22 protein-coding genes are annotated in these 25,308 nt (G+C 57.4%); 8 read left to right on the top strand and 14 right to left on the bottom strand.

Going from position 1 to position 25,308, the window contains the following annotated elements; genetic code table 11:
• Position 1 precedes the first annotated feature (1 nt).
• From OE747_RS21520 to OE747_RS21545, 6 genes are read right to left on the bottom strand one after another with little or no spacing between them, the layout of a single operon-like run.
• Positions 2-451, bottom strand: coding sequence for a MaoC/PaaZ C-terminal domain-containing protein (locus OE747_RS21520; RefSeq protein WP_263830523.1), 450 nt, complete (start codon positions 449-451; stop codon positions 2-4).
• Positions 448-1,179 (bottom strand): transglutaminase-like domain-containing protein, encoded by a 732-nt coding sequence (locus tag OE747_RS21525; RefSeq protein WP_263830524.1) that lies wholly within the window; start codon positions 1,177-1,179, stop codon positions 448-450. Before OE747_RS21525 ends, OE747_RS21520 begins: the two co-directional genes overlap by 4 nt.
• Positions 1,180-1,234: 55 nt before the next feature.
• On the bottom strand, positions 1,235-2,371 hold the full coding sequence (locus OE747_RS21530) for a CaiB/BaiF CoA transferase family protein (RefSeq protein ID WP_263830525.1): 1,137 nt from the start codon (positions 2,369-2,371) through the stop codon (positions 1,235-1,237).
• 10 nt (positions 2,372-2,381) lie between these two features.
• Positions 2,382-3,239 carry a MaoC/PaaZ C-terminal domain-containing protein gene (locus OE747_RS21535; protein ID WP_263830526.1) on the bottom strand — a complete coding sequence of 286 codons (858 nt, stop codon included), beginning with the start codon at positions 3,237-3,239 and terminating at the stop codon, positions 2,382-2,384.
• Positions 3,240-3,263: 24 nt separating this feature from the next.
• The gene (locus tag OE747_RS21540; RefSeq protein WP_263830527.1) at positions 3,264-4,415 is read right to left on the bottom strand and encodes a thiolase; all 1,152 of its coding nucleotides are present in this window, start codon (positions 4,413-4,415) and stop codon (positions 3,264-3,266) included.
• 3 nt (positions 4,416-4,418) lie between these two features.
• The gene (locus tag OE747_RS21545; protein ID WP_263830528.1) at positions 4,419-4,796 is read right to left on the bottom strand and encodes a Zn-ribbon domain-containing OB-fold protein; all 378 of its coding nucleotides are present in this window, start codon (positions 4,794-4,796) and stop codon (positions 4,419-4,421) included.
• Positions 4,797-4,907: 111 nt separating this feature from the next.
• Between OE747_RS21545 and OE747_RS21550 the strand changes: the two genes are divergently transcribed.
• Together OE747_RS21550 and OE747_RS21555 are read left to right on the top strand one after the other, a co-directional pair.
• Entirely contained in the window at positions 4,908-6,059 is a 1,152-nt protein-coding gene (locus OE747_RS21550) for a CaiB/BaiF CoA transferase family protein (protein WP_263830529.1), read from the top strand.
• 14 nt (positions 6,060-6,073) lie between these two features.
• On the top strand, positions 6,074-7,240 hold the full coding sequence (locus tag OE747_RS21555; RefSeq protein ID WP_263830530.1) for a CaiB/BaiF CoA transferase family protein: 1,167 nt from the start codon (positions 6,074-6,076) through the stop codon (positions 7,238-7,240).
• 22 nt (positions 7,241-7,262) lie between these two features.
• Here the strand turns inward: OE747_RS21555 and OE747_RS21560 are convergent, their stop codons facing one another.
• The 3 genes from OE747_RS21560 to OE747_RS21570 form a co-directional block, all read right to left on the bottom strand.
• Complete coding sequence (locus OE747_RS21560) at positions 7,263-8,420, bottom strand: acyl-CoA dehydrogenase family protein (RefSeq protein WP_263830560.1); 1,158 nt, start codon at positions 8,418-8,420, stop codon at positions 7,263-7,265.
• A 113-nt stretch (positions 8,421-8,533) separates the two neighbouring features.
• Positions 8,534-9,709, bottom strand: coding sequence for an NAD(P)/FAD-dependent oxidoreductase (locus OE747_RS21565; protein ID WP_263830531.1), 1,176 nt, complete (start codon positions 9,707-9,709; stop codon positions 8,534-8,536).
• Between the two features lie 31 nt (positions 9,710-9,740).
• A complete protein-coding gene (locus tag OE747_RS21570) occupies positions 9,741-12,353 on the bottom strand; it encodes a helix-turn-helix transcriptional regulator (RefSeq protein ID WP_263830532.1) in 2,613 nt (870 codons plus the stop codon).
• 212 nt (positions 12,354-12,565) lie between these two features.
• On the opposite strand from OE747_RS21570, the gene OE747_RS21575 reads away from it, so the two are divergent.
• The 6 genes from OE747_RS21575 (at position 12,566) to OE747_RS21605 (ending at position 20,531) form a co-directional block, all read left to right on the top strand.
• A complete protein-coding gene (locus tag OE747_RS21575) occupies positions 12,566-13,777 on the top strand; it encodes an alkane 1-monooxygenase (RefSeq protein WP_263830533.1) in 1,212 nt (403 codons plus the stop codon).
• Between the two features lie 172 nt (positions 13,778-13,949).
• Positions 13,950-14,411, top strand: a complete 462-nt coding sequence (locus OE747_RS24685; protein ID WP_404818349.1) for a rubredoxin — start codon at positions 13,950-13,952, stop codon at positions 14,409-14,411.
• A 10-nt stretch (positions 14,412-14,421) separates the two neighbouring features.
• A complete protein-coding gene (locus tag OE747_RS21590) occupies positions 14,422-15,867 on the top strand; it encodes an aldehyde dehydrogenase family protein (protein WP_263830534.1) in 1,446 nt (481 codons plus the stop codon).
• Positions 15,868-15,898: 31 nt separating this feature from the next.
• A complete protein-coding gene (locus tag OE747_RS21595; protein ID WP_263830535.1) occupies positions 15,899-17,527 on the top strand; it encodes a GMC family oxidoreductase in 1,629 nt (542 codons plus the stop codon).
• A 144-nt stretch (positions 17,528-17,671) separates the two neighbouring features.
• Positions 17,672-19,297 (top strand): long-chain fatty acid--CoA ligase, encoded by a 1,626-nt coding sequence (locus tag OE747_RS21600; RefSeq protein ID WP_263830536.1) that lies wholly within the window; start codon positions 17,672-17,674, stop codon positions 19,295-19,297.
• A gap of 58 nt (positions 19,298-19,355) precedes the next feature.
• A complete protein-coding gene (locus OE747_RS21605; protein WP_263830537.1) occupies positions 19,356-20,531 on the top strand; it encodes an acetyl-CoA C-acyltransferase family protein in 1,176 nt (391 codons plus the stop codon).
• Positions 20,532-20,648: 117 nt separating this feature from the next.
• On the opposite strand, the gene OE747_RS21610 is transcribed toward OE747_RS21605, so the two are convergent.
• The 5 genes from OE747_RS21610 to OE747_RS21630 form a co-directional block, all read right to left on the bottom strand.
• Positions 20,649-21,575, bottom strand: a complete 927-nt coding sequence (locus tag OE747_RS21610; RefSeq protein ID WP_263830538.1) for an electron transfer flavoprotein subunit alpha/FixB family protein — start codon at positions 21,573-21,575, stop codon at positions 20,649-20,651.
• Positions 21,575-22,333, bottom strand: a complete 759-nt coding sequence (locus tag OE747_RS21615; RefSeq protein ID WP_263830539.1) for an electron transfer flavoprotein subunit beta/FixA family protein — start codon at positions 22,331-22,333, stop codon at positions 21,575-21,577. Before OE747_RS21615 ends, OE747_RS21610 begins: the two co-directional genes overlap by 1 nt.
• Positions 22,334-22,375: 42 nt before the next feature.
• Positions 22,376-23,158 (bottom strand): enoyl-CoA hydratase/isomerase family protein, encoded by a 783-nt coding sequence (locus OE747_RS21620; RefSeq protein ID WP_263830540.1) that lies wholly within the window; start codon positions 23,156-23,158, stop codon positions 22,376-22,378.
• Positions 23,159-23,169: 11 nt separating this feature from the next.
• A complete protein-coding gene (locus OE747_RS21625; protein WP_263830541.1) occupies positions 23,170-23,946 on the bottom strand; it encodes an enoyl-CoA hydratase/isomerase family protein in 777 nt (258 codons plus the stop codon).
• Between the two features lie 79 nt (positions 23,947-24,025).
• Positions 24,026-25,276, bottom strand: a complete 1,251-nt coding sequence (locus tag OE747_RS21630; protein WP_263830542.1) for an ABC transporter substrate-binding protein — start codon at positions 25,274-25,276, stop codon at positions 24,026-24,028.
• Positions 25,277-25,308: the final 32 nt, after the last annotated feature.

Here is a 25,308-nt window from a genome sequence, read left to right on the forward strand (position 1 = left end):
GTCAGTCTGTGTCATTGTGCTTTCGTTGAATCATCACGGGAGTGTCCGTGGAAAAGACGATCTCTCCCTTGGGGTTCCTGGCAGTAAGTGAATAGTGCATGACACCCCTGTCCGATTTGCTCCGGGAAGGGGTGACCGAGTTCACGGTCATTTCGATGTCCAAGGGTTCATTCGGACGCACAGGCCTCAACCAGCGCAGATTGTCGAACCCAATGCCTCCGATATTGGCGACATCGACCATCAATTCGGCCATGATGGGCTTGAATACTTCAAGCATGGTCTGAAACCCGGAGGCGATAAGGCCTCCATGTATACCCGCCGCATAGTCTTCGTCGGTGTGCAGCCGCTGCGGATCCCACTCAAGGGCGAATGCCTTTATGGATTCGGTACTCATTGGCGCGCTGGTGAAGCGAAAGACCTGCCCTGGGTGAAAATCTTCCAGATACCTCAAGAGGCAGCTCCATTCGAGAATTTGGGATCGTAGCCTGTAGAGCCCCCCGCAATCCGAACACGATTGAATTCCTCAAGTTTCGGGTATGTTTCCTTGAAGGCCTTCAGGAATTCCTTCATCGGCGCATCGAAGAAAAGCCCACGGTCATTCACATATTCCATGTGCCGTTGATCTTTTTCGTCAAACTCATGAAAAAGTGCATCGTGATACCCGTCAAAAACCAATGGCTTGACGCCGAAGCGCTCGCACAGCTCGATGTTGAATGCCGGTGTAACCTTGTAGGTTTCGCTGCCCAGCCAAAGCTGGACGTAGCCGTGATAGATGAACAGATCGGTACCCATTAGCTCTTGCAGCTTGGGGGTGTTCAGGTGGTTGCGCACATCGGCAAATCCGAGGGCCGCCGGAATGCCCGCAGCCCGCAGGCAAGCCGCCAGAAGGATTGCCTTGGGGACGCAGAACGCCGCCTCTGCCCCAGCGATCCGGCTGGCGCGGTAGGAATCTTCATCCAAGGCAAAACAATAGGGGTCATATCGAATGTCGTCCCGAACCGCCTCGAACAGGCGGATGGCCTTGTCACGCGGGCTGGCGTCGACGGGCAATTCGCGCAACGCAGAAGACGCGAATTGCTGCACTTCAAGGCTGTCGCTTTCGACAAAGTGCGATGGCATCACGTAACGCTCTGCTTCGGCTGGCAGGTCATCCCTAGACTGCGCCATCGACTCCTCCATTTTATTTTCTAACATTTGTTAGATTAATGTCTGTCACCATTCGCGTCAACAGAATTTATTGTGTGTCTGGTTGCTCAGCACCATAGTCCTCATTGCTCTCTCCTAGAGAAGCAGCCCTCCCTACTGTCTTTCGGGAAGAGCGGAATTCTGGCGCGATCGGCAGCGGCAGAGACTGCACTTCCTTACCCGCAATATTCAGTTTCCGGTCAAATACCCCGCGGGCAGCAAAATTTGGGTCAACCGAGGCTTCGGCCGGCGTTTTCACAACGGTGCAGCAACAATCGGCTGCCGCCAGCAATGGCTCCCAATGTGTCGAGGGTTTGCTTCCAAGGCGCCGCCCAACCTCGGCACTGCAGGCTTCCGGATCGCTCCAATCGTCACGCAACTCCGGAGGCTGACCGATAACATTACAAAACGCCTGCCAGAATTTTTCTTCAAGCGCCCCGACGGCGATTTGCCGACCGTCTGCTGCGGTATACAGGCGATAGCGCGCCAGCCCGCCTGTCAGCCGGCTTCCACCGCTTTCAATGTTCCTGCCAGAAACAACACCTTCGGCATGCGCCCAATATGCGAATGCGAAAGCGCCTTCCGACATGGCAATATCCAGATGAACGCCCTGCCCGCTTTTTTGCCGCGCCATCAAGGCAAGCAGTATATTCACCACTGCGGGGTAGGTTCCGCCTCCGATATCAGCGACAAGACCAAAGGGCATCGTCGGGTGGTCATCGGGGCCACGGCTCAGTGACAGAATGCCCGCGTCGCCCACGTAGTTCAGATCATGACCGGCCACGGCGGCCTTCGGACCCGTTTGACCGTAGCCGGTGATTGAACAATAGATGATACCCGGATTGATTTCGCGCACCGCATCATATCCCAGGCCAAGCCGATCCATGACGCCTGGGCGAAACTGCTCTACAATAACGTCCGCTTTTTCCAGCAACGGGCGCAAAACAGCCTTGGCGCTTTCGGACTTCAGGTCGATGGCAACCGATCTTTTCCCCTGGTTCAACACGGCAAACCCAATGCTTTCGCCATCTATTTTTGGCTCGGTCAGGCGCGCGTCCTCTCCCGTGACGGGGCGCTCGAATTTTATCACCTCGGCTCCGGCCTCGGCCAGCATGAGCGTGGCCATCGGCCCCGGAAGCAGGGTGCTGAAGTCCAGCACCAGGATATTCTCGAGTGGCTGAACCATCGCTGTCACCTCATGCCAAGCGGGCGGCGCCATTGTTCAGTACGACGACGCCCCGTTGGGGAATAGAGGCGCGGAAACGGGCCTCGCCGGCCTCTTCCCAAATCTCGAACCGCACTGTCTCCCCGGGATAGACCGGAGCTGAAAACCGAACATCCAGCCCGACCAGACGTGCGGCATCATAATCCAGCAGGGTCTTGAGAATCGCTCTGGCCGCCAGACCATAAGTCGCCAGCCCGTGAAGGATAGGCCGGTCGAACCCGACCGACCGCGCCACATCCGGATCGGCATGCAAAGGATTGTAGTCGCCGCTAAGCCGATAGATCAGTGCCTGTCGCGGAAGCGTTTCGATATCACAGATGTGGTCCGGTTCCCGCTCTGGCAGAACCGCAGGCGCCGGACCGGGCCTGTTCTCACCTCCGAAGCCGCCATCACCCCGGCAAAAAGCCGACATCGCGGCCCGCGCCAGTTTTTCACCGCTGTCCGCGTCAAAAATCTCGCGGCTTTGGTAAATCACCGCGCCTTTACCCTCACCCTTGTCGGACATGAAGTCGATTTTTGTGCGCCCGACGATATTGCCCTTCACAGGCAGCGGTTTGTAGATATCCAGCCATTGCTCGCCGTGCAGAACCTTTTGCCAGTTCACGCCGGTTTTGGGATTGCGCAGCCAAAAGCCCGGATAGCCCATCGTGACCGCCATCGAGGGAACCGCCTTCAGACCATCCTCATAGACAAAGGCAAGTTCTTTCTTGTCGGCCGGATCCTCGCCGAACCCCAAGCCGAGCGCGTACAGGATGGTATCCCGCTCGGTCAGTGTCTGTTGGATCTCCTCGAAATCCCAGCTTGAAAGAGCTTCAAAATCCAATGGCATGTTGTTTTCTCCCGTTGACCGCCGTCAAAGCGCGTTTTGTGACCCCAAAATCGCCGTAACCTGGCTGGACAGAACACCGCCATTGCCATGGGCCAGGGCCAGGTCGATATTGTCGAGTTGCAAGCCCGGGGCATCACCGCGAATCTGGCGCGCGGCTTCGATCACCGTGAAAATCCCGTACATTCCGGGATGCACGCAGGACAACCCCCCGCCATTCGTGTTCACCGGCAAAACACCACCGGGTGCGATGCGTCCACCCTCCACGAATGCCCCGCCGTCGCCCTTGGCACAGAAACCGAGGTCTTCGAGAAACAGGATGGTGTTGATAGTGAAGGCATCGTAAAGCTCGACCGCCTGGATATCCTTGGGTGAGACTCCAGCCGCGGCAAAGGCTCGACGGCCCGAATCGCGGGCGGCGGTCACGGTGAAATCCTGCATCTGCGAAATTTGGCGGTGCGAACTTTCCGCTGCGCTGCCCAGCACATAGACCGGTGGCTTGGGGAAATCCTTTGCCCGTTCTGCACGGACCATAACGATCGCACCGCCCCCATCGGTCACCAGACAGCAATCCCGCACGGTGAGCGGATCACCGACCATGCGTGCGCCCAACACATCCTCGCGGCTGAGCGGCCCGCGCTCGAAAGCTTCGGGATTGTGTTGCGCCCAGGCCCGTGCGGCCACGGCCACATCGGCCAGCTGCTCGCGGGTGGTGCCATATTCATGCATGTGCCGGGCCGCCGCCATCGCATAGGCGGAAATCGGATAGCGCGGGTTGTACGGCGCCTCATAGGCCGGCGGGCGCGAGGCCGTCACCAGCTTGCCCGACGCCGTGCGTTGGTTGGAGCCGTAGACGATCAGAGCGACATCGCACAATCCGGCCTCGAGCGCCATCGTTGCGGATGTCAGGTAGTTCACAAAGGATGATCCGCCCGTCATGGTTCCGTCGAGGAACCGGGGCTGAATACCGAGGTATTCGGCCGCCATCAGGGCAGGCATGCTGTCTTCCATCATGGTGCAGAACAGGCCATCCACGTCAGACAGCCTCAGCCCGGCATCCTTCAGCGCCGCAAGCGCGGACTGCGCCATGACATCGTAAGCCGTAAACCCGTGCGCTTCGCCGAACCCGGCGTGGCCGGTGCCGACAATAGCGGATTTTCCTCGCAGGTTGTTTGTCATGGTTTAAACCTCCGAGGGCTTGAAGAATACGGCAGGGGTGCCATCGGCATCGGCCACAAAAGCGGTAACTGCCATATCGATCTTGACTCCGTCGGGGGCGATCCCGTCGACCCGGCTCATCATTCGCACACCTTCCTCCAGTTCGACCATGCACACGTTGTAATCGCCACCGCGCTCGGGCTTTCGACGCACAACCGTGGTGGTATGGACCCGGCCTTTTCCGCTGGCCCGGTGCCAGGAAATTGCGTCGCCATGACAATGCGGGCACATGACCCTGGGAAAGAAGTGGTAGCGCCCACAGCCGTCGCATTTTGGAAGCAGAATTTCCTGATTTACGAGTCCGTTCCTGAAAATTGCGTCAGGCCCCTTGCCATCCAACATTTAAATCATCCCTTCTGCTGTTCGTCTCCGGCTGAGCACCAAACGAGTTGATTACGTTTCTAACGACTGTTAGAAAAAGTCAAGCCCGAAGGATCAAACAGCGAGAACATAATGACAGGAACAAATTCAGGTCCGCTTTCCGGCAAGCTCGTCATCGCACTTGAACAGGCGGTGGCGGCACCCTTTTGCTCTTCGCGGCTGGCCGATGCCGGGGCGCGCGTGATCAAGATCGAGCGCAAGGGCACGGGCGATTTCGCGCGCGCCTACGATACCGCGGCGGGCGGCGAAAGCGCCTATTTCACATGGCTGAACCGGGGCAAGGAATCGGTCGCGCTTGATATCAAAGCCGACGAAGACCGGGAAATTCTCTTGAACATGCTTGAAACCGCAGATGTGTTCATTCAGAACCTGCTGCCCGGAGCTCTCACCAAACTCGGGCTCGATTCGGCCACACTGCGCGAAAAGTTTCCGCGCCTGGTGACCTGTGACATCACGGGCTACGGTGAAGACGGCCCTATGCGGAGCGCCAAGGCCTATGACTTGCTGGTTCAATGCGAAAGTGGTCTGGCTTCGGTAACCGGTACGCCTGATGGGCCGGGCCGAGTTGGTGTTTCGGTCTGCGACATTGCGACAGGAATGACGGCCCATGCCGCAATCTGCGAGGCCCTCATCGAGCGAAGCCACACAGGCAAGGGCAGCGGTGTCTCAGTGGCGATGTTCGACGTGATGGCCGATTGGATGGCGGTTCCGTTGCTTTACTACGATTACCTGGGCAAACCGACGCCGCGCGTCGGGCTGAACCACACGGTCATCTGCCCATATGGCGCCTATCAATGCAAAGATGATGAGCTTGTGGTTATCACCGTCCAGCATTCCGGTGAGTGGGCCCGGTTTTGCGAACACATCCTTGGCGACGCGACACTGGCGAGCGATCCGCGGTTTCATGACAACACGGCGCGAATAAACAACAAACCCGCTCTAGAATCGCTCATCAAGGCTGAGTTCGCCTCTCATGACCGTTCTGAGATGCTGAAGCGGCTCGACGCGGCGGGCATTGCATTCGGGTCTGTGAATGACGTGGCCTCCCTGTCCGCACATCCCCAGCTCGACCGTTCCGCCGTCTATACACAATCTGGCCAAATCAACGTCCCTATGCCGCCGATTCGGCGAAGCGGGGGCATTTCGACCCTGGGCCCCAGCCCCGCATTTGATGCGGATGGTCGCGCCATTCGTGCCGAGTTCATCGCCGGCCCCAAAGATTAGGATACCCCCCATAAATGACTACTGCACAGAAACCGGCAATTCTCGATGGCATTCGGGTTATCGACCTGACATCGGTGGTCTTTGGCCCCCTGGCTACACAAATGCTGGGCGACCTCGGAGCCGACGTGATCAAGGTGGAAAGCCCGGAGGGCGACCTTTTGCGCCAGGTTCAACCATCGCGCCATAACCTGATGGGCGCGGCCTTTCTGGGGACCAACCGCAATAAACGCAGTGTTGTCCTGGATCTCAAGACAGAAGCCGACCTAGACCAGCTGCGCCGATTGTTGTCCGATGCGGACGTGATGATTTCGAGTATCCGGCCTGCAGCGCTTGCCCGTCTGTCACTCGACCCCGAAACTCTGCGGCGCGAAAATCCGAATCTGATCACGGTTTCGGCAACCGGATTCGGGCAGGATGGGCCTTACGCGGCGAAACCCGCCTTTGACGACATTGTTCAGTCTGTGTCGGGCCTTGCAAGCCTGACGACTCTTCGAGATCCCGAAGCAAGTCCCGAGTATGCTCCGACCATACTTGCCGATAAACTGGGCGGTGTGACGGCGGCCTATGCCGTCATGGCGGCCCTTTTTCATCGTGAACGCACGGGCGAGGCTCAGCATGTCGAGGTGCCGATGTTTGAAACTCTTACAGCGTTTCTTCTTGCCGAACATTTGGATGGTGCAACTTTCGAAGAAAACCCGCAGGATTTCGGCTATGCCCGCATGCTGGTGCCCCATCGTCGTCCGGTAAAGACCGCAAACGGGTTCATCACGATCCTCCCTTACACCAACTCGCAATGGGCGCGGTTCTTCAAGGTGGTCGGGCGCGATGACATGGTCGACCACCCCTGGGTCACCGATATGGATGTGCGTAGCCGCAACATCGGCGCGGTCTACGATCTCGTGGCGCAGATCGCTCTGACCCGCACAACCGAAGAATGGTTGGATCTGATGGAACAGGCCGACGTCCCCGCCATGCCGGTCCGCAGTCTGTCGGACCTTCCAGGCGACCCGCATCTTGCCGCAACCGGGTTCTTCCAGAAAATCGAGCACCCAACCGAGGGTCCCCTCTGGACAACGCGCCCGCCGGTGCGCTTTTCGGCCACCCCTGCAAGGCACGACTTCCGGCCTGCTCCCTGCTTGGGTCAGCATAACAACGAAATCCTTGAGTCACGCAAAGAGTAACCCTGCGTGGCCTCGATACCGGTCAGATATCCATGGAACGGGCAATAAGTTCTTTCATGATCTCGTTGGTGCCGCCATAGATCATCTGGACGCGGCTATCGGCATAAAGCCGGGCGATCGGGAACTCCATCATGAAGCCATACCCGCCATGCAGTTGCAGGCATTCGTGCATGACCTCATTTTGGGTCTGGCTGCCCCACCATTTCGCCATCGAAGCAGTGGCAGGATCAAGCTGACCCGCTTCAAGTTTGGTAATTCCATCGTTAATGAAACTACGCAGCAGTTCCGCCTTGGTTTTACATTCGGCCAGCTTGAAACGCGTGTTCTGAAAATCCATGATACGGTTCCCGAACGCTTTGCGATCCTGGACGTATTTTACCGTCTCGGCGATAGCGAAGTCGATGAATCCAAGCGCGGTGACACCGATCATCAAACGTTCCCAAGGCAATTGTTTCATCAGTTGATAAAACCCTTGCCCCTCTTCGGTGCCAAGCAGGTTGCTGGTCGGGATGCGCACATCCTCGAAAAACAGTTCCGCGGTGTCCGACCCCTTCATCCCCAGCTTCTTCAGGTTCCGGCCGCGGCGGAATCCTTCGGCATCTTCGGTTTCCAGTACGATCAGCGACACGCCCTTGGCGCCCGCGCTGCGGTCGGTCTTGGCCACGATCACGATGAGGTCTGCTGTGTGACCATTGGTAATGAAAATCTTGGAACCGTTGATCTTGTAATGGTTGCCATCCTTTTCCGCATAGGTCTGGACGCTCTGCAAATCTGACCCCGTCCCCGGTTCGGTCATGGCAATTGCCGCTACGCTTTCACCGCTGATCAGCCGGGGCAGCCATTTCTTTTTCTGCTCCTCGCTGCCGTAGGCATCAAGGTAATGTATCACAATGGACTGAATACCATAGCCCCAACCGGTGTCACCGGTGCGGCCCTGTTCGTAGACCGTGATTGCATCAAAGCCAATGCCCCCGCCGAACCCGCCGTAGTCTTCGGCGACCGAACCGCCCATGACGCCCTGTTCCCCAACCGTGCGCCAGAACTCGCGGTCAACGATCCCTTGCTCGGCCCATTTTTCAACATTCGGTGCCATTTCGGCGTCAAAAAGCTTGCGGGTACTGTCGGCAAACATCCGGTGCTCATCTGCGGCCCAGGCCGAACTCGTCGTTATCAAGGACATGTAGAATCCTTTCATCATGATTGGCATTTCCAAAAAACCTAACATATATTAGAATTTTCGGAAGGCGTTCAGCGCTAGGAAAACGCAACGTTATCGTTTTGCGTTCCGACCCTCTAATCGGGCGAAGCCCTTGAAGAAATTGCTTTCGCAAGAGCGCTCTGACGGTTGGGAAGGTTCACAAGCTCAGCGGCAACAAGACGGTCGCCGCTTTTCAGGTGCACCTCCAGGGATGGTGACCCTTGTGACGCATCGCTTCGCACCAGATCGTAACCGGCCGCTATTCCAACGGCCTGCACTTTCATGTCCTTCAGATCGGACCAGAACCGTGGCGGAACAGGAATCGGGCGTTCTTTGTTGCAAATGGCGGCTGCCGCAATCTGAGCCTGCGTGGTTGCATTGTGGACTGTTTCGACGCGCATTTTTCCAGGCGCGAACGGGTTGTCACTGTTGGCACAATCCCCGATGGCAAATATATCGGGGTCTGATGTTCGCATGTCTTGGTCGACGCATATACCTTCATCACATTCTATGCCTGCTGCCTCGGCAAGCTCCACATTCGGAGTGGCGCCGATACCCGCAAACACCAGATCGGCCTTCACCTGGGTTCCATCTTCAAGATTGACCGAAGAAATACGGTGGTCAACGGTGTCGAACCCCTCAATCTTCTTATTGAAAAGGAATTTCACCCCTGCATCCGTTAGCTGCTGAGTGACGAAGTTGGTTGTTGCGGGCGAAGCCACACGGGCCATCGCACGCGCGGCGGCCTCTACAACCGTGACCGACTTTCCAAGATCAACCGCGGCCGAGGCGACTTCGAGCCCGATGACGCCGGCTCCGATGATGACGACGTCGCGGCAGGCGGTACTGATCAAGGCCTGGCGCAGTCCCGTTGAATCGCCGAGGTCTCGAAGATAGTGGATACCTTTCAGGTCCGAACCCTTCAAATCAAGACGGCGAGGCGAGGCGCCCAAAGCAAGAATCAAGGTGTCGAATTTCGTCGTTTTCCCATCTGAAAATCGAATTCTCCTTTTTTTCCTGTCGATCTGGGAGACTTTCCGCGCGCGCATGAGTTCAATGCGATTGTCCTCGTAAAAGGAAAGCGACCGCAGGAGGGTCGGTTTGGGCCTGTCGGCGCCAGACAACCAGACCTTAGAAAGTGGTGGGCGCTGATAGGGGAGCGCCGCTTCCTCTCCGACAAGTTTTATGGCGCCTTCATATCCATTCTTTCGCAACGCGGCCGCAGCGTTTGTTCCGGCAACTCCGTTACCGATGATCACAGTTGTTTTCATGCTATCCCTTCTCCATGGATGTGCTGGGCGATCAGATGAGGTCCATCGAGCGAGCGATTGACACCGCCTCGGTACGGTTGTTGGCCTTAAGACCGCGCAGAATTTTCCTGAAATGCCACTTTACGGTGTCTTCCGTGACATGCAGGCGTGTTGCTATTTCCTTGTTGCTCAGCCCGAGCGCTGCATGCTGCAAAACACCGACTTGCTTTTGACTGATTGGGGCTGAGCCGGTTGCAACGAAACGCTCGTTGGCTTGCACGTTGCGCGATGGCTTCTCGACCATGGCAACCTGAAGTTCCGGTTGATCCAACAGCGCTTTCGTTTCGGGACAAATAACACGTAAAAAGTGGCGTCTGTTTATCAAAGTCCTGAACGCGCCCAGTTGTTGCGCCTTGAGATTGGCATCGGCGATCCGTTTACGCGCCTGCTTTCCTTCACCCATCAGGTAAAGCGTGGTCGCAAGCGTATATTGCGCCCGAATTTCCCCGCGTTGGTCCCTCACTGCCGCAAAGTTCGAAAGAGCTTTTCGCGCCTGCCTTTCGGCCAGGCCCAATTTGCCGTCACGCAAAAACCTCGAGGCTTCCAGTAACGCGCTTTCTGCCTGAACGGCACGATTTTGGTTCGGTAAGAATGGGTGATCGTCGAATGAAAGGCGTTCGGCAACGCGCGGAGGGTTCGTCCGGGTTCCCATGGCAAAGACTTCGATGCCCAGCCGAACCAGAATATCCAACCTTTTCAAGCCACGGTCTTTCGCCAGCAAGCGGCAACGCTCGAGCAACAAAAAGGCTCTGGATTTGTCCCCTTGACGAATGTAGATTTCAGCTGCGCTTCGCGCCGTGTTCCAAACGATATCTGTCACACCGTATTCAAGTGCGAAATTCAAGGCCGCTTGCATTGTGTCTTCGTCGGGTGCGATCGACTCCTCTTCTGCCATTATCTGAAGCTCTAGGGCCGCGAGCATCCCCTTGACAAAGGGGGTGCGCGCATAAGCGACGTTTTCGTCCTCTTTGAAACTTTGTATTTTACTGCGTGCGCCATATACGTCGCCAATGAACATCTTGGCCTGAACCTCGGCGGCGGCAAGCCAGCCGAACGCATAGCGGTGATGGGTTGCACCACTTATGACGGCGGCCGATGCAATATTCTCGGACAGGATGTCAAACTGCCTGTCGGAAGCAGCGATAAATGCTCTGCACGTCTGCGCTGCGGCCTGCCCGACTGGGTTGACCGCCCCGTAAGTCTCAATCCAGGCTGCGCAGCTTTCTTCGCTTTCCTGGAGTTCGTCATGTGTGGCAAGGCCAATGGCCCGGACGAGTGCACCCCACCCACTCGGATCTTGCGGCCCGGTGGGATTGGATCCCTGTAAGGCGTTCAGATCATCAAGCAAATTCTGCGCTTCTTCCGCACGTTGACTGAAGTAAAGCACCCAAGCATATGCGATGGCCAACGACGGCATCTGAAAGAGTTTGGCCCGCGGAATGCCCGTGAACCAGGTTGCCAGCGCTTCAATCTCTCCCTGCCTCAGGGCGAGGTCCAACAGAGCCTGGTCTGTAAGCCGTTGGGCCCAACTGTGATCATGCGCCCGCAGGGCAACATCAACCACCAGACGATACTCTTTCCTTCGCCAATGCCAGAGCGCGATGCGCTTTAGAAAATACTGTCGCCGAGACCCGTATGTGTCGATGAAGCGATTGCGTAGGTACTCTTGAAGCGCGCGGTTCATTTCGAAGTGTTCGGGCCTGTGAGTTCTAAAAGCCAAAAGCCCGTGGCGAGAAGCGAGTTCCTCCAGTTTACGGCCCGAATTTTCGACCTTGAAAACATAATCGCTCGCCTCTGCTGTAATTTCCTCCAGCCAACTGGCGTTAATCAGGAAATCGCGGAGAGACTGCGGGATATCTGCCAGCACATCGGTTTCAAAATATGTCCGAATCTCTGCCAGGTGAACAATCGATTCGCAGGCTGCATTCAATTTGCCGGCTAAGGCACAAAGATACGGCCAGCCATCCGTCAAACTGAATATCTTCTTAACTTGGCCAGTTTCCCTCGGCAGGATTGAACATGTTTCGTCAAAGGTGAAACTCAACTCTCTCGGGCCGATTGGCACTACATGTGAAAGAACCAACAAGGTTGTCAGGGTTCCGGGCAAGCGTTCACCCACGATCAGTCGGACGGATTCCGGAGTTTCCAGGATGATTGTTTTCAAAAACCTCTGGGTAGTAGTTGATCCGGTCACGCTATCCAGAAAAATGGCAACGGGATTCTCGCAACTTTTCAGCAAACGCAGCGCAATGACTTCTTTACAACGCCCGGTGTCGATGTCGGATAAATTCGAAGGTGAAAGCACCGCTATGATCGCGCTTGCAATAAGCGCGGCTTCAGAGAGGCCTTCCGACCAAAAAGACGAAAGATCCAGATAGACGCTGTGTTCGCCCCGGTCGGTTGCCGCCCGGGCGCCTTCGGCGATCTGCACAGACTTGCCAAAGCCGCGGGGCGCCTTGAGAAGGAGGCATTTGGTGCCAGGGTGCCCCGCAAGGTCCAGCCGGTCACGTCTCAGACAGCCCTCGGTCAACTTGTCCCGACGAACATTCATCCGTTCCAGAAAATCGAATACGTGCTTAGAATTTGCACCGAGGGGCGTGATCATCCTTCCCTCCCCGAAGTTATGCGTCGCTAGCGTCCTATCTACCTACCCTTACCTGATAGACTTCAAAACTACACGAACGTGTAGTTGTTCAGTTGTGTGCTGACGGACATTGGTGTCGTCCAATGCCTACCGGCTGGAACGAACGACGCCAAGCGTATGAGCTTCTGACCACCGCAGGGCGTGACAATGGCCTTCAAGGGAGGAACAGACTGATGAAGGATCTGAATCAAGCGGCGACGGCTGAGGCCGGAACCGACGAAGCATATGTTGATAAGAAACGGTATTTTTGGATTTTGTCCGTATTCTGGCCGGCAACGCCGCTGATCGGACTTTACCTGGTAGCGGAAACCGGGTGGAGCATCTGGTACGGAACCGTCCTGATTCTGTGGTATCTGGCCGTGCCTTTGCTGGACGCGATGTTCGGAGAGGATTTCTCGAATCCCCCCGAATCGGCCGTGCCTGATCTTGAAAAAGACCGCTACTATCGCGTGCTCACCTATCTGACCGTGCCCATGCACTATGCGGCTATGGTCGGGTCCTGCTGGTGGGTTGCCACACAGCCGATGAATGCGTTCGAGTTCATCGCGCTGGCTTTGTCGCTGGGTATCGTCAATGGATTGGCGCTGAACACTGGGCATGAACTGGGCCACAAGAAAGAAACCTTCGATCGCTGGATGGCCAAGCTCGTGCTGGCTGTCGTGGGCTATGGTCACTTTTTCATCGAGCATAACAAAGGGCACCACCGCGACGTGGCAACCCCGAAAGATCCGGCCACCTCGCGCATGGGTGAGAATATCTATTCCTTCGCGACGCGCGAAATCCCCGGAGCTTTCAAACGTGCCTGGGAGCTTGAAGAGGTGCGCCTTGAAAGAAGTGGCAAAAGCGTCTGGAGCCTGGACAACGAGATCCTTCAGCCCCTGATCATCACTGTCGTTCTTTATGCCGGACTGCTGGCGTTCTTCGGTCCCATCATGCTCATCTTCCTGCCTATTCAAATGGCGTACGGATGGTGGCAGCTTACGTCGGCCAACTACATCGAGCATTATGGGCTGCTGCGCGAGAAACTGCCCAATGGCAAGTACGAGCACCAGAAGCCGCACCATTCATGGAACTCGAACCATATCATGTCGAACCTGATCCTGTTCCATCTGCAACGGCACTCGGACCACCACGCGCACCCGACGCGGTCCTACCAGTCGCTGCGCGACTTCAAGGATCTGCCGGCTCTGCCTTCGGGCTATCCTGGAATGTTCCTTGCGGCCATGTTCCCGTCGTGGTTCCGATCGATCATGGATCATCGCGTCATGGACTGGGCAAAAGGTGATCTGAACAAGATTCAGATCGAGCCTGGTATGCGCGAATACTATGATCGGAAATTCGGATCGGTCGCACCGGCACAACCTACCGCTATGCCCGCCGAATAAAGACCACTCATGGTGCGTTAAACGTCAGGGTTGGCCCTGCTGGGGCTAACCCTGACCCGCCAAACAGCGCCTTGCTCTCAGTCTAAGACAAGGCAGCACCAACAACCGACAGAAATACTGGTAAGACGCGCGTGTTTGGCTGCCAAAGCACGCGTGCAAGGGAGGAATGAAAATGGCAAAGTATCAATGCCCTGATTGCGGATACACTTATGACGAGGTTCTGGGCCACCCGCACGAGGGATTCCCGCCAGGTACACCTTGGTCACAAGTGCCCGAAGACTATGCATGCCCCGATTGTGCCGTGCGCGACAAAGAGGACTTTGTCCTGATCGGCGCCGCCCCGACCGGCGAGACTGCGACCTCCGCGCCGACCCCAGCACCTGCCCCCGCACCCGAACCTGTGGCTGCCCCGCAACCACCTCAGCCTGCTCCGGTGGCGCAGGCCGCCCCTGCCGCCGGGACGGTTTATCGGAAATGGCTCTGCATTACGTGCGGCCACATCTATGACGAAGCCCTCGGCGATGAGCATGAAGGTTTTGCGCCGGGAACATTATTCAGCCAGATCCCCGACGATTGGTGCTGCCCCGACTGCGGCGCCACGAAAGAGGACTATGTCCTCTATGAAGAGAAGTAGGAGATTGATCTTGAACCAAGTTGCATCAATTTCCACAGGAACATCAAATGCGGGCGACATCCGGGCAGCGTTTGACGCCCAGTTGCGCGCACAACTTGTCCGGCGCGCCGATTTTGACCGCAAGGCACGCGTTGCACAACTGGATCGCTTGGCCGCAGCCGTCAAACGGAACCAGGACAAGATCATCGCGGCCTGTGCGGCTGATTTTCGCAAACCCGCTGAAGAAGTAAAATTGACCGAGATTTTCCCTGTGCTTCAGGAAATCCGGCATACCAAACACTATCTGAAGTCGTGGATGCGCCCCAAGCGTGCGCGCGCAACTTTGGGCGTATTCGGCACAAAGGCACATGTCCGCCCCGAAGCCAAAGGTGTATGCTTGATCATCGCGCCTTGGAACTATCCGGTGAACCTTTCGCTTGGTCCGCTGGTCTCGGCAATTGCGGCGGGCAACAGCGCCATTATCAAGCCGTCCGAAATGACGCCGAATGCGTCCCGGGCCATAATCGACATCGTGGAAGAAGCCTTTACGCCGGATCTGGTCAAGGTCATCGAAGGTGACGCCTCGGTTTCCCAGGAACTTCTGTCGCTGCCGTTCGATCACATATTTTTCACGGGAAGCCCGGCGATTGGCAAGGTCGTCATGGAAGCGGCGGCGAAAAACCTGACCTCGGTGACGCTGGAACTTGGCGGCAAGTCGCCCACCATCGTCGGGCCCAACGCCAATATCAAGAAGGCCGCGCGCAACATCGTCTGGGGCAAGTTCGCAAACAACGGACAGACCTGTATCGCACCGGATCATGTTTATGTGCACCGTGACATCGCAGCCGCGTTCAAAGATTCAATTCGGGCCGAAATCGGCCGAGTCTATGGCAAAACGCCCGAAGCGCAGAAAGCAACACCCGACTACTGCCGGATCGTGAACGAGCGGCATTTTGACCGGGTGCGCAACCTGATCGAGGATGCCCGTGCCAAAGGCGCAAGTATCCTTCAGGGTGGTCAGGCCGATGCAAGCCAGAAATTCGTCGCGCCGACCCTGATTTCGGAAGTCTCCGATGATATGGAGATCATGCGAGAAGAGCTGTTCGGACCAATTCTGCCGATCATTGAATATGTCGATGTGGACAAAGTCATCGACAAGATCAACGCGGGTCCCAAACCGCTTGCTTTGTATGTTTTCGACAAAAGCAAGAGCTTTGCCGATCAGGTCATCTCGCGCACGTCTTCCGGTGCCGTGGGCGTAAACCTTACCGTGGTGCATTTTCTGCACCCGAACCTGCCTTTTGGCGGCGTGAACAACTCCGGCATCGGGGCGGCTCATGGTGAATATGGCTTCAAGGCCTTTTCCCACGAAAAAGCCGTGATGGAGGAGAAGCACTCGATCACTCACATGCTTTTCCCGCCTTACACGGGCTTTGTACGCCGCCTCATCAACATCGTGGTCCGCGTGCTTGGATAACAGCAGCCCAGAACCAATAGGGAGAGAAGAAATGTACGACTATATCATCGTCGGCGCCGGATCCGCCGGTTGCGTTTTGGCCAACCGGCTGTCGGCAAACCCGGCAAAACGCGTCGCGCTTATCGAGGCAGGGCCAAAGGACAAGAGTCCTCTGATACACATGCCTCTGGGGATCGCTTTGCTGGCCAACAGCAAAAAGCTGAACTGGGCATTCGATACCGAACCGCAAGAGCACCTGAATGGCCGCAAACTGTTCTGGCCTCGCGGCAAGACGCTGGGCGGTTCGTCCTCTATCAATGCCATGGTGTACATCCGCGGTCACAAGGCTGATTATGACTATTGGGCGTCTCAGGCGGGGACTGATGTCTGGGGTTGGGGCCGCATGAAAGACCTGTTCAAGCGGATCGAAGACAACCATCGTTTTGGCGCAACCGACGCGCATGGCAAGGGCGGGGAGCTATCCGTTAGCGAACTGACAACCGCGAACCCCCTGAGCCGAGATTTCGTACAGGCAGGACGCGAACTGCAGATCCCTCATAACGGCGACTTCAACGACGGCGAACAGGAAGGCTTGGGTATGTACCAAGTCACGCAAAAGAATGGGCGGCGCTGGAGCTCGGCGCAAGCTTTCCTGCGCGGGGCTGAAGCCCGGTCCAATCTGGAAATCTTTACCGACGCCCGTGTGACCCGCGTCGTCATGGAGGACAAGACGGCAACGGGTGTCACCTTACAGCAAAGTGGCGAATATCGCCAACTGCGTCTCAATGCCGGCGGCGAAGTGATCCTGTCTGGCGGGGCCGTGAATTCGCCTCAACTTCTGCTTCTGTCTGGTATCGGGGATGCCCAAGAAATTAAACGGCATGGTCTAGCCGTCGTTCACGACCTTCCCGAGGTTGGCAAGAACATGGCCGACCACCTCGATGTAACGATTATGCATGCTGCTAGCTCACGGCGCCCGATCGGGGTCGCGCCCAGCTTTCTGCCGCGTGGCATTGGTGGTTTGTTCTCCTACATCTTCAGACGTAAAGGCTTTCTCACGTCGAATGTTGCGGAAAGCGGTGGATTCATCAAGTCGTCCCCTGATCGCGATAGGCCAAATGTGCAGTTTCACTTCCTGCCCACCTATCTGAAGGATCATGGCCGAAAGATCGCTTTTGGTTATGGCTATACGCTTCACATCTGCGATCTTTTGCCCAAGAGCCGCGGCTACATTGGCCTCAAGAGCCCGGATCCAATGGACGATCCTCTGATTCAGCCGAATTACCTTAGCGATCCTGAAGATCTGGAAACGATGGTTGCGGCGTTCAAAGCCGGGCGCAGGATACTCGAAGCGCCGGCAATGTCCGCGCACAGCAAATACGAAGTGCACCCCGGCAAATCCGTCCAGACCGACGACGAGATCGCCGCGTTCATTCGGGAAAGCGCAGAAACAATTTATCACCCCGTCGGCACGTGCCGGATGGGTGCGGACAAGGATTCGGTTGTCGACCCCGAGCTGAAGGTTCGGGGCGTGTCGGGTTTGCGGGTGGTGGATGCCTCCGTCATGCCAAGTCTTGTCGCCGGTAATACCAACGCTCCCACAATGGTCATTGCTGAGAACGCCGCCGAGATCATCCTGGGACAGGTGCGTATTTTTGACAGGAGTCGGACAGTTGCCTGAGCGCGGTGATGGAAAACAGGTAAAAACAAACCAATGCCATGGGTGCGACGGAGCTTGTTGCAAATCTCTGCAAGCTGTCACCAGCAGCTTGCAGCCTGCCCAGAAAGACCAAAACCAAAATTCCAAATTCGATGAGGAAACCAAATGCGCGGACAAATGATGGCCATGCCGCTGACCATCCATTCACTAATTGATCACGGCGCCCGCTACCACGGAGATACCGAGATCGTTTCAGTGGAAACGGACGGCACGAAGACAAAGATGACCTGGAAAGGTATCTCGGATCGGGCGCGGCAACTCAGCTCTGCGCTGGCAAAACTCGGTCTCTTCAAGGGGGATCGCGTGGCAACGATTGCTTGGAACAATTCGCGGCATCTGGAGTGCTACTTTGGCATTTCCTGCGGCGGCATGGTGTGCCACACGATCAATCCGCGCCTGTTTCCCGAGCAGCTAATCTATATCATCAACCACGCGGAAGACCGGGTCATCTTTTTTGACAAAACTTTCCTGCCCCTAATCGAAGGGATCAGAGAGCATCTGAAAACTGTCGATACCTTCGTCCTTTTGTCCGAGCGTGACGACAATGCGGCAAGTAAAATCCTCGGACTGGTCTTCTACGAAGATTTCCTGGCCACGGGGGACGAAAACGTCGATTGGGTGGATGTCGATGAGAACGACGCATCGAGCCTGTGCTATACCTCCGGCACCACAGGAAACCCCAAAGGTGTGCTCTATTCCCATCGGTCCACAGTTCTGCATTCGATGGTCGCGGCCCTGCCTGACACGCTGAACATTTCTGCGCGCGAAGTGATGCTGCCGGTTGTTCCAATGTTCCACGTTAATGCCTGGGGTATTCCTTATGCCGCAGCGATGGTCGGTGCCAAACTGGTCTTGCCGGGGCCGGGTCTTGACGGCGACAGTCTCGCACGGCTGATCGACGACGAAGGCGTAACGGTCGCGCTTGGAGTTCCGACGATTTGGCAAGGTCTGCTTGCATCCCTGGAAAAACTCGGATCCAGCGCCAAGTCGCTCAACAGAACCGTGGTTGGTGGATCGGCATGTCCGCCATCGATGATCGCCGAATTCCGCGACAAATATGGCACCGAAGTCATCCACGCATGGGGCATGACGGAAACCTCGCCTCTCGGGACTGCCAATGCCCTGCTGGAACGTCATGCTAGCATGACGGAGGAAGAACAGGCGAAAGTTCGTGAAAGCCAGGGCCGCCCGCCCTATGGTGTCGAGCTCAAGATCGTCGACGATGAAAACAACACACTTCCAGAGGATGGTGTAGCTCAAGGCAACCTTCGCATTCGCGGCCATTGGGTCGTGGACAACTATTTTGGTGCGGAACCCGGTACCACGCTGGAACCCGATGGCTGGTTCGAAACCGGAGATGTTGCGTCGATTGATGCGGATGGCTTCATGACAATCCGGGATCGTTCCAAGGACATCATCAAATCGGGCGGTGAGTGGATCTCTACCGTCGAACTCGAAGGTATCGCGGTAGGTCACCCCGGCATCGCTGATGCCGCTGCCATCGCCGCAAAGCACGAGAAATGGGACGAGCGTCCGGTTCTCGTAGCCGTCAGAGCGCCCGGAACAAACGCGTCCGTGGAAGACATTCTTGCCTATTTTTCTGACAAAGTGGCCAAGTGGCAGATTCCGGATACGGTTGTTTTCGTGGAAGAGTTGCCTCGCAACGCAACAGGAAAGGTGCTGAAGAACAAGTTGCGAGAGGCACACGGGGACGTGCTTCTGCCTGCTTGAGGGGCCTACGCAGAACAGCACGCAGTTTGTGTAATACAAGAACATTAACGGAGAAAACATGGCAGATATTGTAATTCTGGATGGCGTTCGAACCGCCATCGGGACTTTTGGTGGCGCACTTGCGGGAACGTCCCCCATCGACTTGGGAAGCATCGTCGCCAAAGAGGCGATAGCGCGCTCGGGTATTGAACCGGAACAGGTTGAGAACGTGGTTTTTGGCCATGTTATCAATACAGAACCGCGCGATATGTATCTTAGCCGCGCGGCTTCTATCGCGGCTGGTGTGTCGGAAGAGACCCCGGCAATGAATGTCAATCGTCTCTGCGGCTCCGGTCTGCAGGCCATTGTATCGTCGGCCCAGTCGTTGATGGCAGGTGATGCGTCCTTTGCCCTTGCTGGTGGCAGCGAAAGCATGAGCCGCTCGCCCTATATCGTGCCGACCATTCGCTGGGGAAAGAAAATGGGGGACGCCGGTGCAACCGACATGATGCTCGGCGCGCTCAACTGTCCGTTTGGTACCGGGCACATGGGCGTCACGGCCGAAAACGTCGCCGCCGAGTACGACATCACGCGCGAAGCTCAGGATGCGTTTGCCCTGCAAAGCCAGGAACGTGCTCTGAAGGCGATCAACGAGGGATATTTCAAATCCCAGATTGTTCCCGTGGAGGTCAAGGTCAAACGCAACATCGTGGCTTTCGATACGGATGAGCATCCAAAGGCGAGTACGACAGAGACGCTCGCAAAACTGCGTCCGGCGTTCCAGAAGGACGGAACGGTAACCGCAGGAAACGCCTCTGGCATCAATGACGGTGCGGCGGCGGTCGTTCTGGCCACTGCAGATGCCGCGAAAAAAGCAGGGTTGAAACCGCGGGCGCGCCTTCTTGGTTATCACGTCGCAGGGGTTCGTCCGGACATCATGGGCATCGGGCCGGTGCCGGCAGTTGAGGGGGTTTTGAAACGGACTGGGCTGACGATTGCTGACTTCGACGTCATTGAATCAAATGAAGCCTTCGCGGCGCAAGCTCTTGCAGTAAGCAAGGTGCTTGGCTTGGACAACGACAAGGTGAACCCGAACGGCGGAGCGATCGCGCTTGGGCATCCAGTCGGTGCTTCAGGGGCAATCATCTTTGTCAAAGCGCTCTACGAGATGGAACGCACCGGCGCGAAACGCGCACTGGTCACCATGTGTATCGGCGGCGGGCAGGGAATCGCCGTAGCTATCGAAGCCTTGTGATTCTGGAGTTTCAGGATCGAGGCCCCGTCAGATGGATAAGATTTCACCACTAACAAAGGCCCGCCGGATCTGGCGGGCCTTTCGAATTTCGTAGGGTGTGCTTCAGCGCACCGTTTCTCAGAGCTTGTCGATCAGTTCGGGGACGGCGTTGAAGAGGTCGGCGACGAGGCCGTAATCGGCAACCTGGAAGATCGGCGCCTCTTCGTCCTTGTTGATCGCGACGATGACTTTCGAGTCCTTCATGCCGGCGAGGTGCTGGATCGCACCGGAGATGCCGACGGCGACATAGAGCTCAGGCGCAACCACCTTGCCGGTCTGGCCGACCTGCCAGTCGTTCGGGGCGTAGCCACTGTCGACGGCGGCGCGCGAGGCGCCAACGGCGGCACCGAGCTTGTCGGCGAGTTGCTCGATCAGGGCGAAGTCCTCTTCCGAACCCACGCCACGGCCACCGGAGACGACGACGCCGGCCGAGGTCAGCTCGGGGCGGTCGCTTTCGGCAACCTTGTCTTCAACCCACGAAGACAGGCCCGGATCGGCGGCAGCCGACACGGTTTCCACGGCGGCGGAACCACCTTCGCCTGCGGCATCAAAGGTCGAGGTCCGGAAGGTGACAACTTTCTTGGCATCCGACGACTTGACGGTCTGGATCGCGTTGCCGGCATAGATCGGGCGCTCGAACGTGTTGGCGTCAACCACACCTGAGACGTCCGAGATCAACATGGCGTCCAAGAGAGCCGCGACGCGGGGCATCACGTTCTTGGCGTCGGTGGTCGCCGGGGCGACGATGTGTTCGTAATCACCGGCCAGCGCCACGATGGTGGCGGCGGTCGATTCCGCCAGACGGTGGCCCAAGGCCGCGTCTTCGGCGACCAGTACCTTGCTGACGCCGCCGATCTTGGCGGCAGCTTCGCCAGCGGCAGCGGCGGATGCACCCGCGGCTAGAACAGTGATATCCCCCAGCGAGGACGCTGCGGTGACGGCCTTGGCGGTGGCGTCTATCGCCAGTTCGCCGTTGTTGACCTCTGCGAGAAGAAGAACAGCCATTACACAGCCCCCGCTTCTTTGAGTTTCGCCACGAGCTCGTCGACCGAGCCCACAATCTCGCCTGCCTTGCGTGCTTCCGGCTCGGTCGTCGAAACGATCTCGAGGCGGGGCGTGACGTCGACGCCATATTCGGCAGCGGTTTTCTCATCCAGCGGCTTTTTCTTCGCCTTCATGATGTTGGGCAAGCTCGCATAGCGCGGCTCGTTCAGGCGCAGATCGACGGTGACGATGGTGGGCATGGAAACGCTGATGGTCTGCAGACCGCCGTCCACTTCGCGCGTCACAACGGCCTTGTCGCCGTCGATGTCCACTTTCGATGCGAAGGTGGCCTGGCTCCAACCGAGCAGTGCCGACAGCATCTGGCCGGTGGCGTTCATGTCGTTGTCGATGGCCTGCTTGCCGCAGATCACGAGGCCGGGCTGCTCCTCCTCGACCACCTTGGCGAGGATCTTGGCGACGGCCAGCGGCTCGATGTCGGTGTGCACGTCATCCGCGGCGACGACGAGGATCGCGCGGTCGGCACCCATGGCCAGCGCGGTGCGCAGGGTTTCCTGCGCCTGCTTGACCCCGATGGAGACGGCGACGACTTCCTCGGCCTTGCCGGCCTCTTTCATGCGGATTGCCTCTTCGACGGCGATCTCGTCGAAGGGGTTCATCGACATTTTCACATTGGCAAGATCGACCCCGCTGCCGTCCGCCTTCACGCGGACTTTCACGTTGTAATCGATCACGCGCTTCACAGGCACCAAGACCTTCATTTTGCGTTCTCTCCTTGGGGTTGTTGGAATTCTTCAGTGATCTCAGCGATCTTCAAATGCGGGAGTCCGCTTTTCCGAAAACGCCTTCATGGCTTCCGGAAAGTCATGCGCGCAGAGTAGAACACTTTGCGCATCGCGCTCGATATCGAGCGCCTCAAGATAGCTGGATTCGGCCGCAGCGCGCATCACCCGCTTGGCTGTCTGCACACCAAACATCGGGTGCGCAGCAATTTCGCATGCAATCTCCAGCGCGCGCGCCTCGACCCGACCGGCCGGCACACATTCCTCCACCACCCGCAATTCCTTAGCAGTAAGGCCGTCGATTTCTCGGCCGGTTAATACGAGCATTCGAGCCACCCCCGCACCAGCGCGCTGTTGCAGCAACCAGCTCGACCCGGTGTCGGGGCAACCGCCGACCCGCGCGAAAACCTCGCACAGCCGGGAATCCTCGGCAGCGACGACAAGATCAGCCGACATAGCCAGGCTCAGACCGGCGCCGTAAGCAACCCCACAAACGGCCGAAATTAGAGGTTTGCGAAACAGATAAGCCGCCCGTCCCCCGTCGTGAACGCGGTCGACCATCTCGGAAGTGGCGCGGGCGCCCTTGGCGACCTCGGTCTGAAAGCCGACGAGATCACCGCCACTGCTGAAATGTTCGCCGCCGGTCATGATCACGGCACGGATCGTGTCGTCCTGTTCGGCCTCGCGCAGGCATGATACAAGATTATCGACAAATGCAATGCTATAAGGGTTGCGCTTCTCCGGCTGAAGAAAACGCAGGATACCGACCGGGCCTTCCCGGTCTAAACGCATCAATTCGGCCATGTCAGACTCCTTCAGGTTCCGGTCCAGACAGGTGCACGTTTTTCAGCGAACGCCTTGGGGCCTTCGATCGCGTCGTTGCTGGCGTAAACCACCTCGTGCAGGCGCTTGCCCTCTTTCAGGCCACCCGCACAACCGAGGTCCATGGTCGCGCGAACGCCGCCTTTGGCCGCAATCACCGAAAGCGGGGCCGCGCTGGCAATGCGTTTGGCAAGGTCGAAGGCCCGTGCGCGGACGGCATCGGGAGTGTCTTCGATATAGTTGGTGAACCCGTATTCGTGCAGGCGCTCGATCGGCATCAAGTCGCCGGTCAGAACAATTTCCATAAGGATGGGCTGCGGCAGCATGGACAGTGCTGGCGATGCCCAAGGCGATCCACGACCGATCTTTACTTCGGTGATACCGACCTTGGTCCCCTTGAGACCGACCCGCAGATCGCAATTCAAGGTCAGCATCATTCCGCCCGCCATCAGTGACCCGGTCATCGCCGCGATGATCGGTTTCTTGCAGGCGCGCATGGTCTCGTGAAACGGGTCGCGCATCTTGGTCAGAATATCGACGCCCTCATCGCGTGCAATTTGTGCGGCTTCCTTCAGATCCAATCCGGCGCTGAACACGCCGCAATCGGCCGAAGTCAGAATGGCCACACGAACGCTGTCATCCGCCTCGATCTTCTCCCAAGCGTCGGTTAGCCCGTTCGTAGCCGCGACGGAAAGCGCGTTTTTACGTTCGGGCCGGTTGATACAGACGGTCGCAATTCCGTCTTCGATCTTCACGTCAATGGGGCTCATGATACTTGCTTCGCTTTCTCGGGAGAGTCTAACAGTGGAAAGGTTCCCCGCGACGTGTTTGCCGCGGGGAAGCCCGGTCTTATTCGACTTTGAAAGTCGCGGAGCTGTGCTTGATGACATCCCACACAACGTCGAGATAGTCGGCGCTCCAGTCGGTCAGCGGAACCCAGGTTTCGCCATTCCACTGCTCGACCCGAGTCTTGCCGCCACCACCGTGGTCTTTGTCGGTCACTGTAACCGGGGCCATTATGCCGTTTCCATCGAAGTTCTCGATCGATTCATAGGCATTCTTCATGCTTTCCGGTGTGATCGGCCAACCGTTTTCGGTAATCGCGATACGAGCGGCTTCGAATCCGACCGAGTAGATCGCCATGCCGGTGTTGTAGTACACGTCGCGCACGAGGCTCTCGGGTCCGCTGCCCTTGCCATTGGCATAGTAGTTGTCCAGCATCGTCTTCACGATCGGAACTTCCTGGCCACCGGCCACGTTGGTCCCGCGCAGGATGCCTTTCGCCTCTTCCGCGCCGATGTTGGCGATATCCACTTCGTTCAGCCAGTTCACCGAAAGATAGCGGTCGATCGGGAAACGATTACGTCGCATTTCCTTTGAAGCGACAACGTGCCCACCGGCCAGCAGCCAGCTGATCACGTAGTCGGGCTTGTCGCGGCGTATATTGCTCCATGCACCAGCCTGGTCGGAACCGGGCAGCGGAACCGGATAAAGTTCCAGCTCGAACCCTTCTTTTTCCGCGAGGGTTTTCAGGATCTCGATCGGTTCCTGACCGAACGGATAATCCAGGTAGATGAAGCCAATCTTGGCATTGCTCAGATCTCCGCCCATTTGACCTTTGACGAATGCGACATCATTCGCTGCCTGCTGCCAATAGGTAGGACCGACAGGAAAGACCCAATCGAAGGCTTCACCATCAACGGCATCACCGCGGCCTACAAACGACTGCATCAGAACATTTCTGTCCTTCATCGCGCGCGGAAGAACGGCGTTCGTAACAGGTGTCGAAAGGAAGTTGAAGATGAATACGCCTTCGCGCTTCAACTGCTCGTAGCATTCCACTCCGCGCTGCGGCTCGTTGCCGTGGTCGCGAACGACCACCTCGACCGGATGGCCTTCGATGCCGCCGTTCGCGTTGACATGCATCGCCAGATCCTGAGCCGCCTGAGCCACTTGCGGCGAGATGAACGTGTAGGACTTGCTAAGGTCGAAGCAGGCGCCGAAACGGATCGGCTCCTTGTCCTGCGCCGAGGCCACCGTCGCGCTCGCTGCCAGCGCGGTAGCGAGGGCCGCTGCCTTAATGTGCTGTTTGACTTTCATGTTATCTTTCTCCCGTTAGTTTGGTTTAGGGC

Origin of the sequence: Ruegeria aquimaris, assembly GCF_025751555.1 — a bacterium.
Taxonomy (GTDB): Bacteria; Pseudomonadota; Alphaproteobacteria; order Rhodobacterales; family Rhodobacteraceae; genus Ruegeria_B; species Ruegeria_B aquimaris.

Excerpts from the sequence above, each read along its gene's own strand:
- OE747_RS21525 (WP_263830524.1), bottom strand. The coding sequence starts at position 1,179 with ATGGAGGAGTCGATGGCGCAGTCTAGGGATGACCTGCCAGCCGAAGCA.
- OE747_RS21570 (WP_263830532.1), bottom strand. The coding sequence starts at position 12,353 with ATGATCACGCCCCTCGGTGCAAATTCTAAGCACGTATTCGATTTTCTG.
- OE747_RS21600 (WP_263830536.1), top strand. The coding sequence starts at position 17,672 with ATGCGCGGACAAATGATGGCCATGCCGCTGACCATCCATTCACTAATT.
- OE747_RS21625 (WP_263830541.1), bottom strand. The coding sequence starts at position 23,946 with ATGAGCCCCATTGACGTGAAGATCGAAGACGGAATTGCGACCGTCTGT.
- OE747_RS21630 (WP_263830542.1), bottom strand. The coding sequence starts at position 25,276 with ATGAAAGTCAAACAGCACATTAAGGCAGCGGCCCTCGCTACCGCGCTG.
- OE747_RS21565 (WP_263830531.1), bottom strand. The coding sequence starts at position 9,709 with ATGAAAACAACTGTGATCATCGGTAACGGAGTTGCCGGAACAAACGCT.
- OE747_RS21615 (WP_263830539.1), bottom strand. The coding sequence starts at position 22,333 with ATGAAGGTCTTGGTGCCTGTGAAGCGCGTGATCGATTACAACGTGAAA.
- OE747_RS21535 (WP_263830526.1), bottom strand. The coding sequence starts at position 3,239 with ATGCCATTGGATTTTGAAGCTCTTTCAAGCTGGGATTTCGAGGAGATC.
- OE747_RS21550 (WP_263830529.1), top strand. The coding sequence starts at position 4,908 with ATGACAGGAACAAATTCAGGTCCGCTTTCCGGCAAGCTCGTCATCGCA.
- OE747_RS21610 (WP_263830538.1), bottom strand. The coding sequence starts at position 21,575 with ATGGCTGTTCTTCTTCTCGCAGAGGTCAACAACGGCGAACTGGCGATA.
- OE747_RS21545 (WP_263830528.1), bottom strand. The coding sequence starts at position 4,796 with ATGTTGGATGGCAAGGGGCCTGACGCAATTTTCAGGAACGGACTCGTA.
- OE747_RS21555 (WP_263830530.1), top strand. The coding sequence starts at position 6,074 with ATGACTACTGCACAGAAACCGGCAATTCTCGATGGCATTCGGGTTATC.
- OE747_RS21575 (WP_263830533.1), top strand. The coding sequence starts at position 12,566 with ATGAAGGATCTGAATCAAGCGGCGACGGCTGAGGCCGGAACCGACGAA.
- OE747_RS21530 (WP_263830525.1), bottom strand. The coding sequence starts at position 2,371 with ATGGTTCAGCCACTCGAGAATATCCTGGTGCTGGACTTCAGCACCCTG.
- OE747_RS21595 (WP_263830535.1), top strand. The coding sequence starts at position 15,899 with ATGTACGACTATATCATCGTCGGCGCCGGATCCGCCGGTTGCGTTTTG.
- OE747_RS21620 (WP_263830540.1), bottom strand. The coding sequence starts at position 23,158 with ATGGCCGAATTGATGCGTTTAGACCGGGAAGGCCCGGTCGGTATCCTG.
- OE747_RS21560 (WP_263830560.1), bottom strand. The coding sequence starts at position 8,420 with ATGTCCTTGATAACGACGAGTTCGGCCTGGGCCGCAGATGAGCACCGG.
- OE747_RS21540 (WP_263830527.1), bottom strand. The coding sequence starts at position 4,415 with ATGACAAACAACCTGCGAGGAAAATCCGCTATTGTCGGCACCGGCCAC.
- OE747_RS21605 (WP_263830537.1), top strand. The coding sequence starts at position 19,356 with ATGGCAGATATTGTAATTCTGGATGGCGTTCGAACCGCCATCGGGACT.
- OE747_RS24685 (WP_404818349.1), top strand. The coding sequence starts at position 13,950 with ATGGCAAAGTATCAATGCCCTGATTGCGGATACACTTATGACGAGGTT.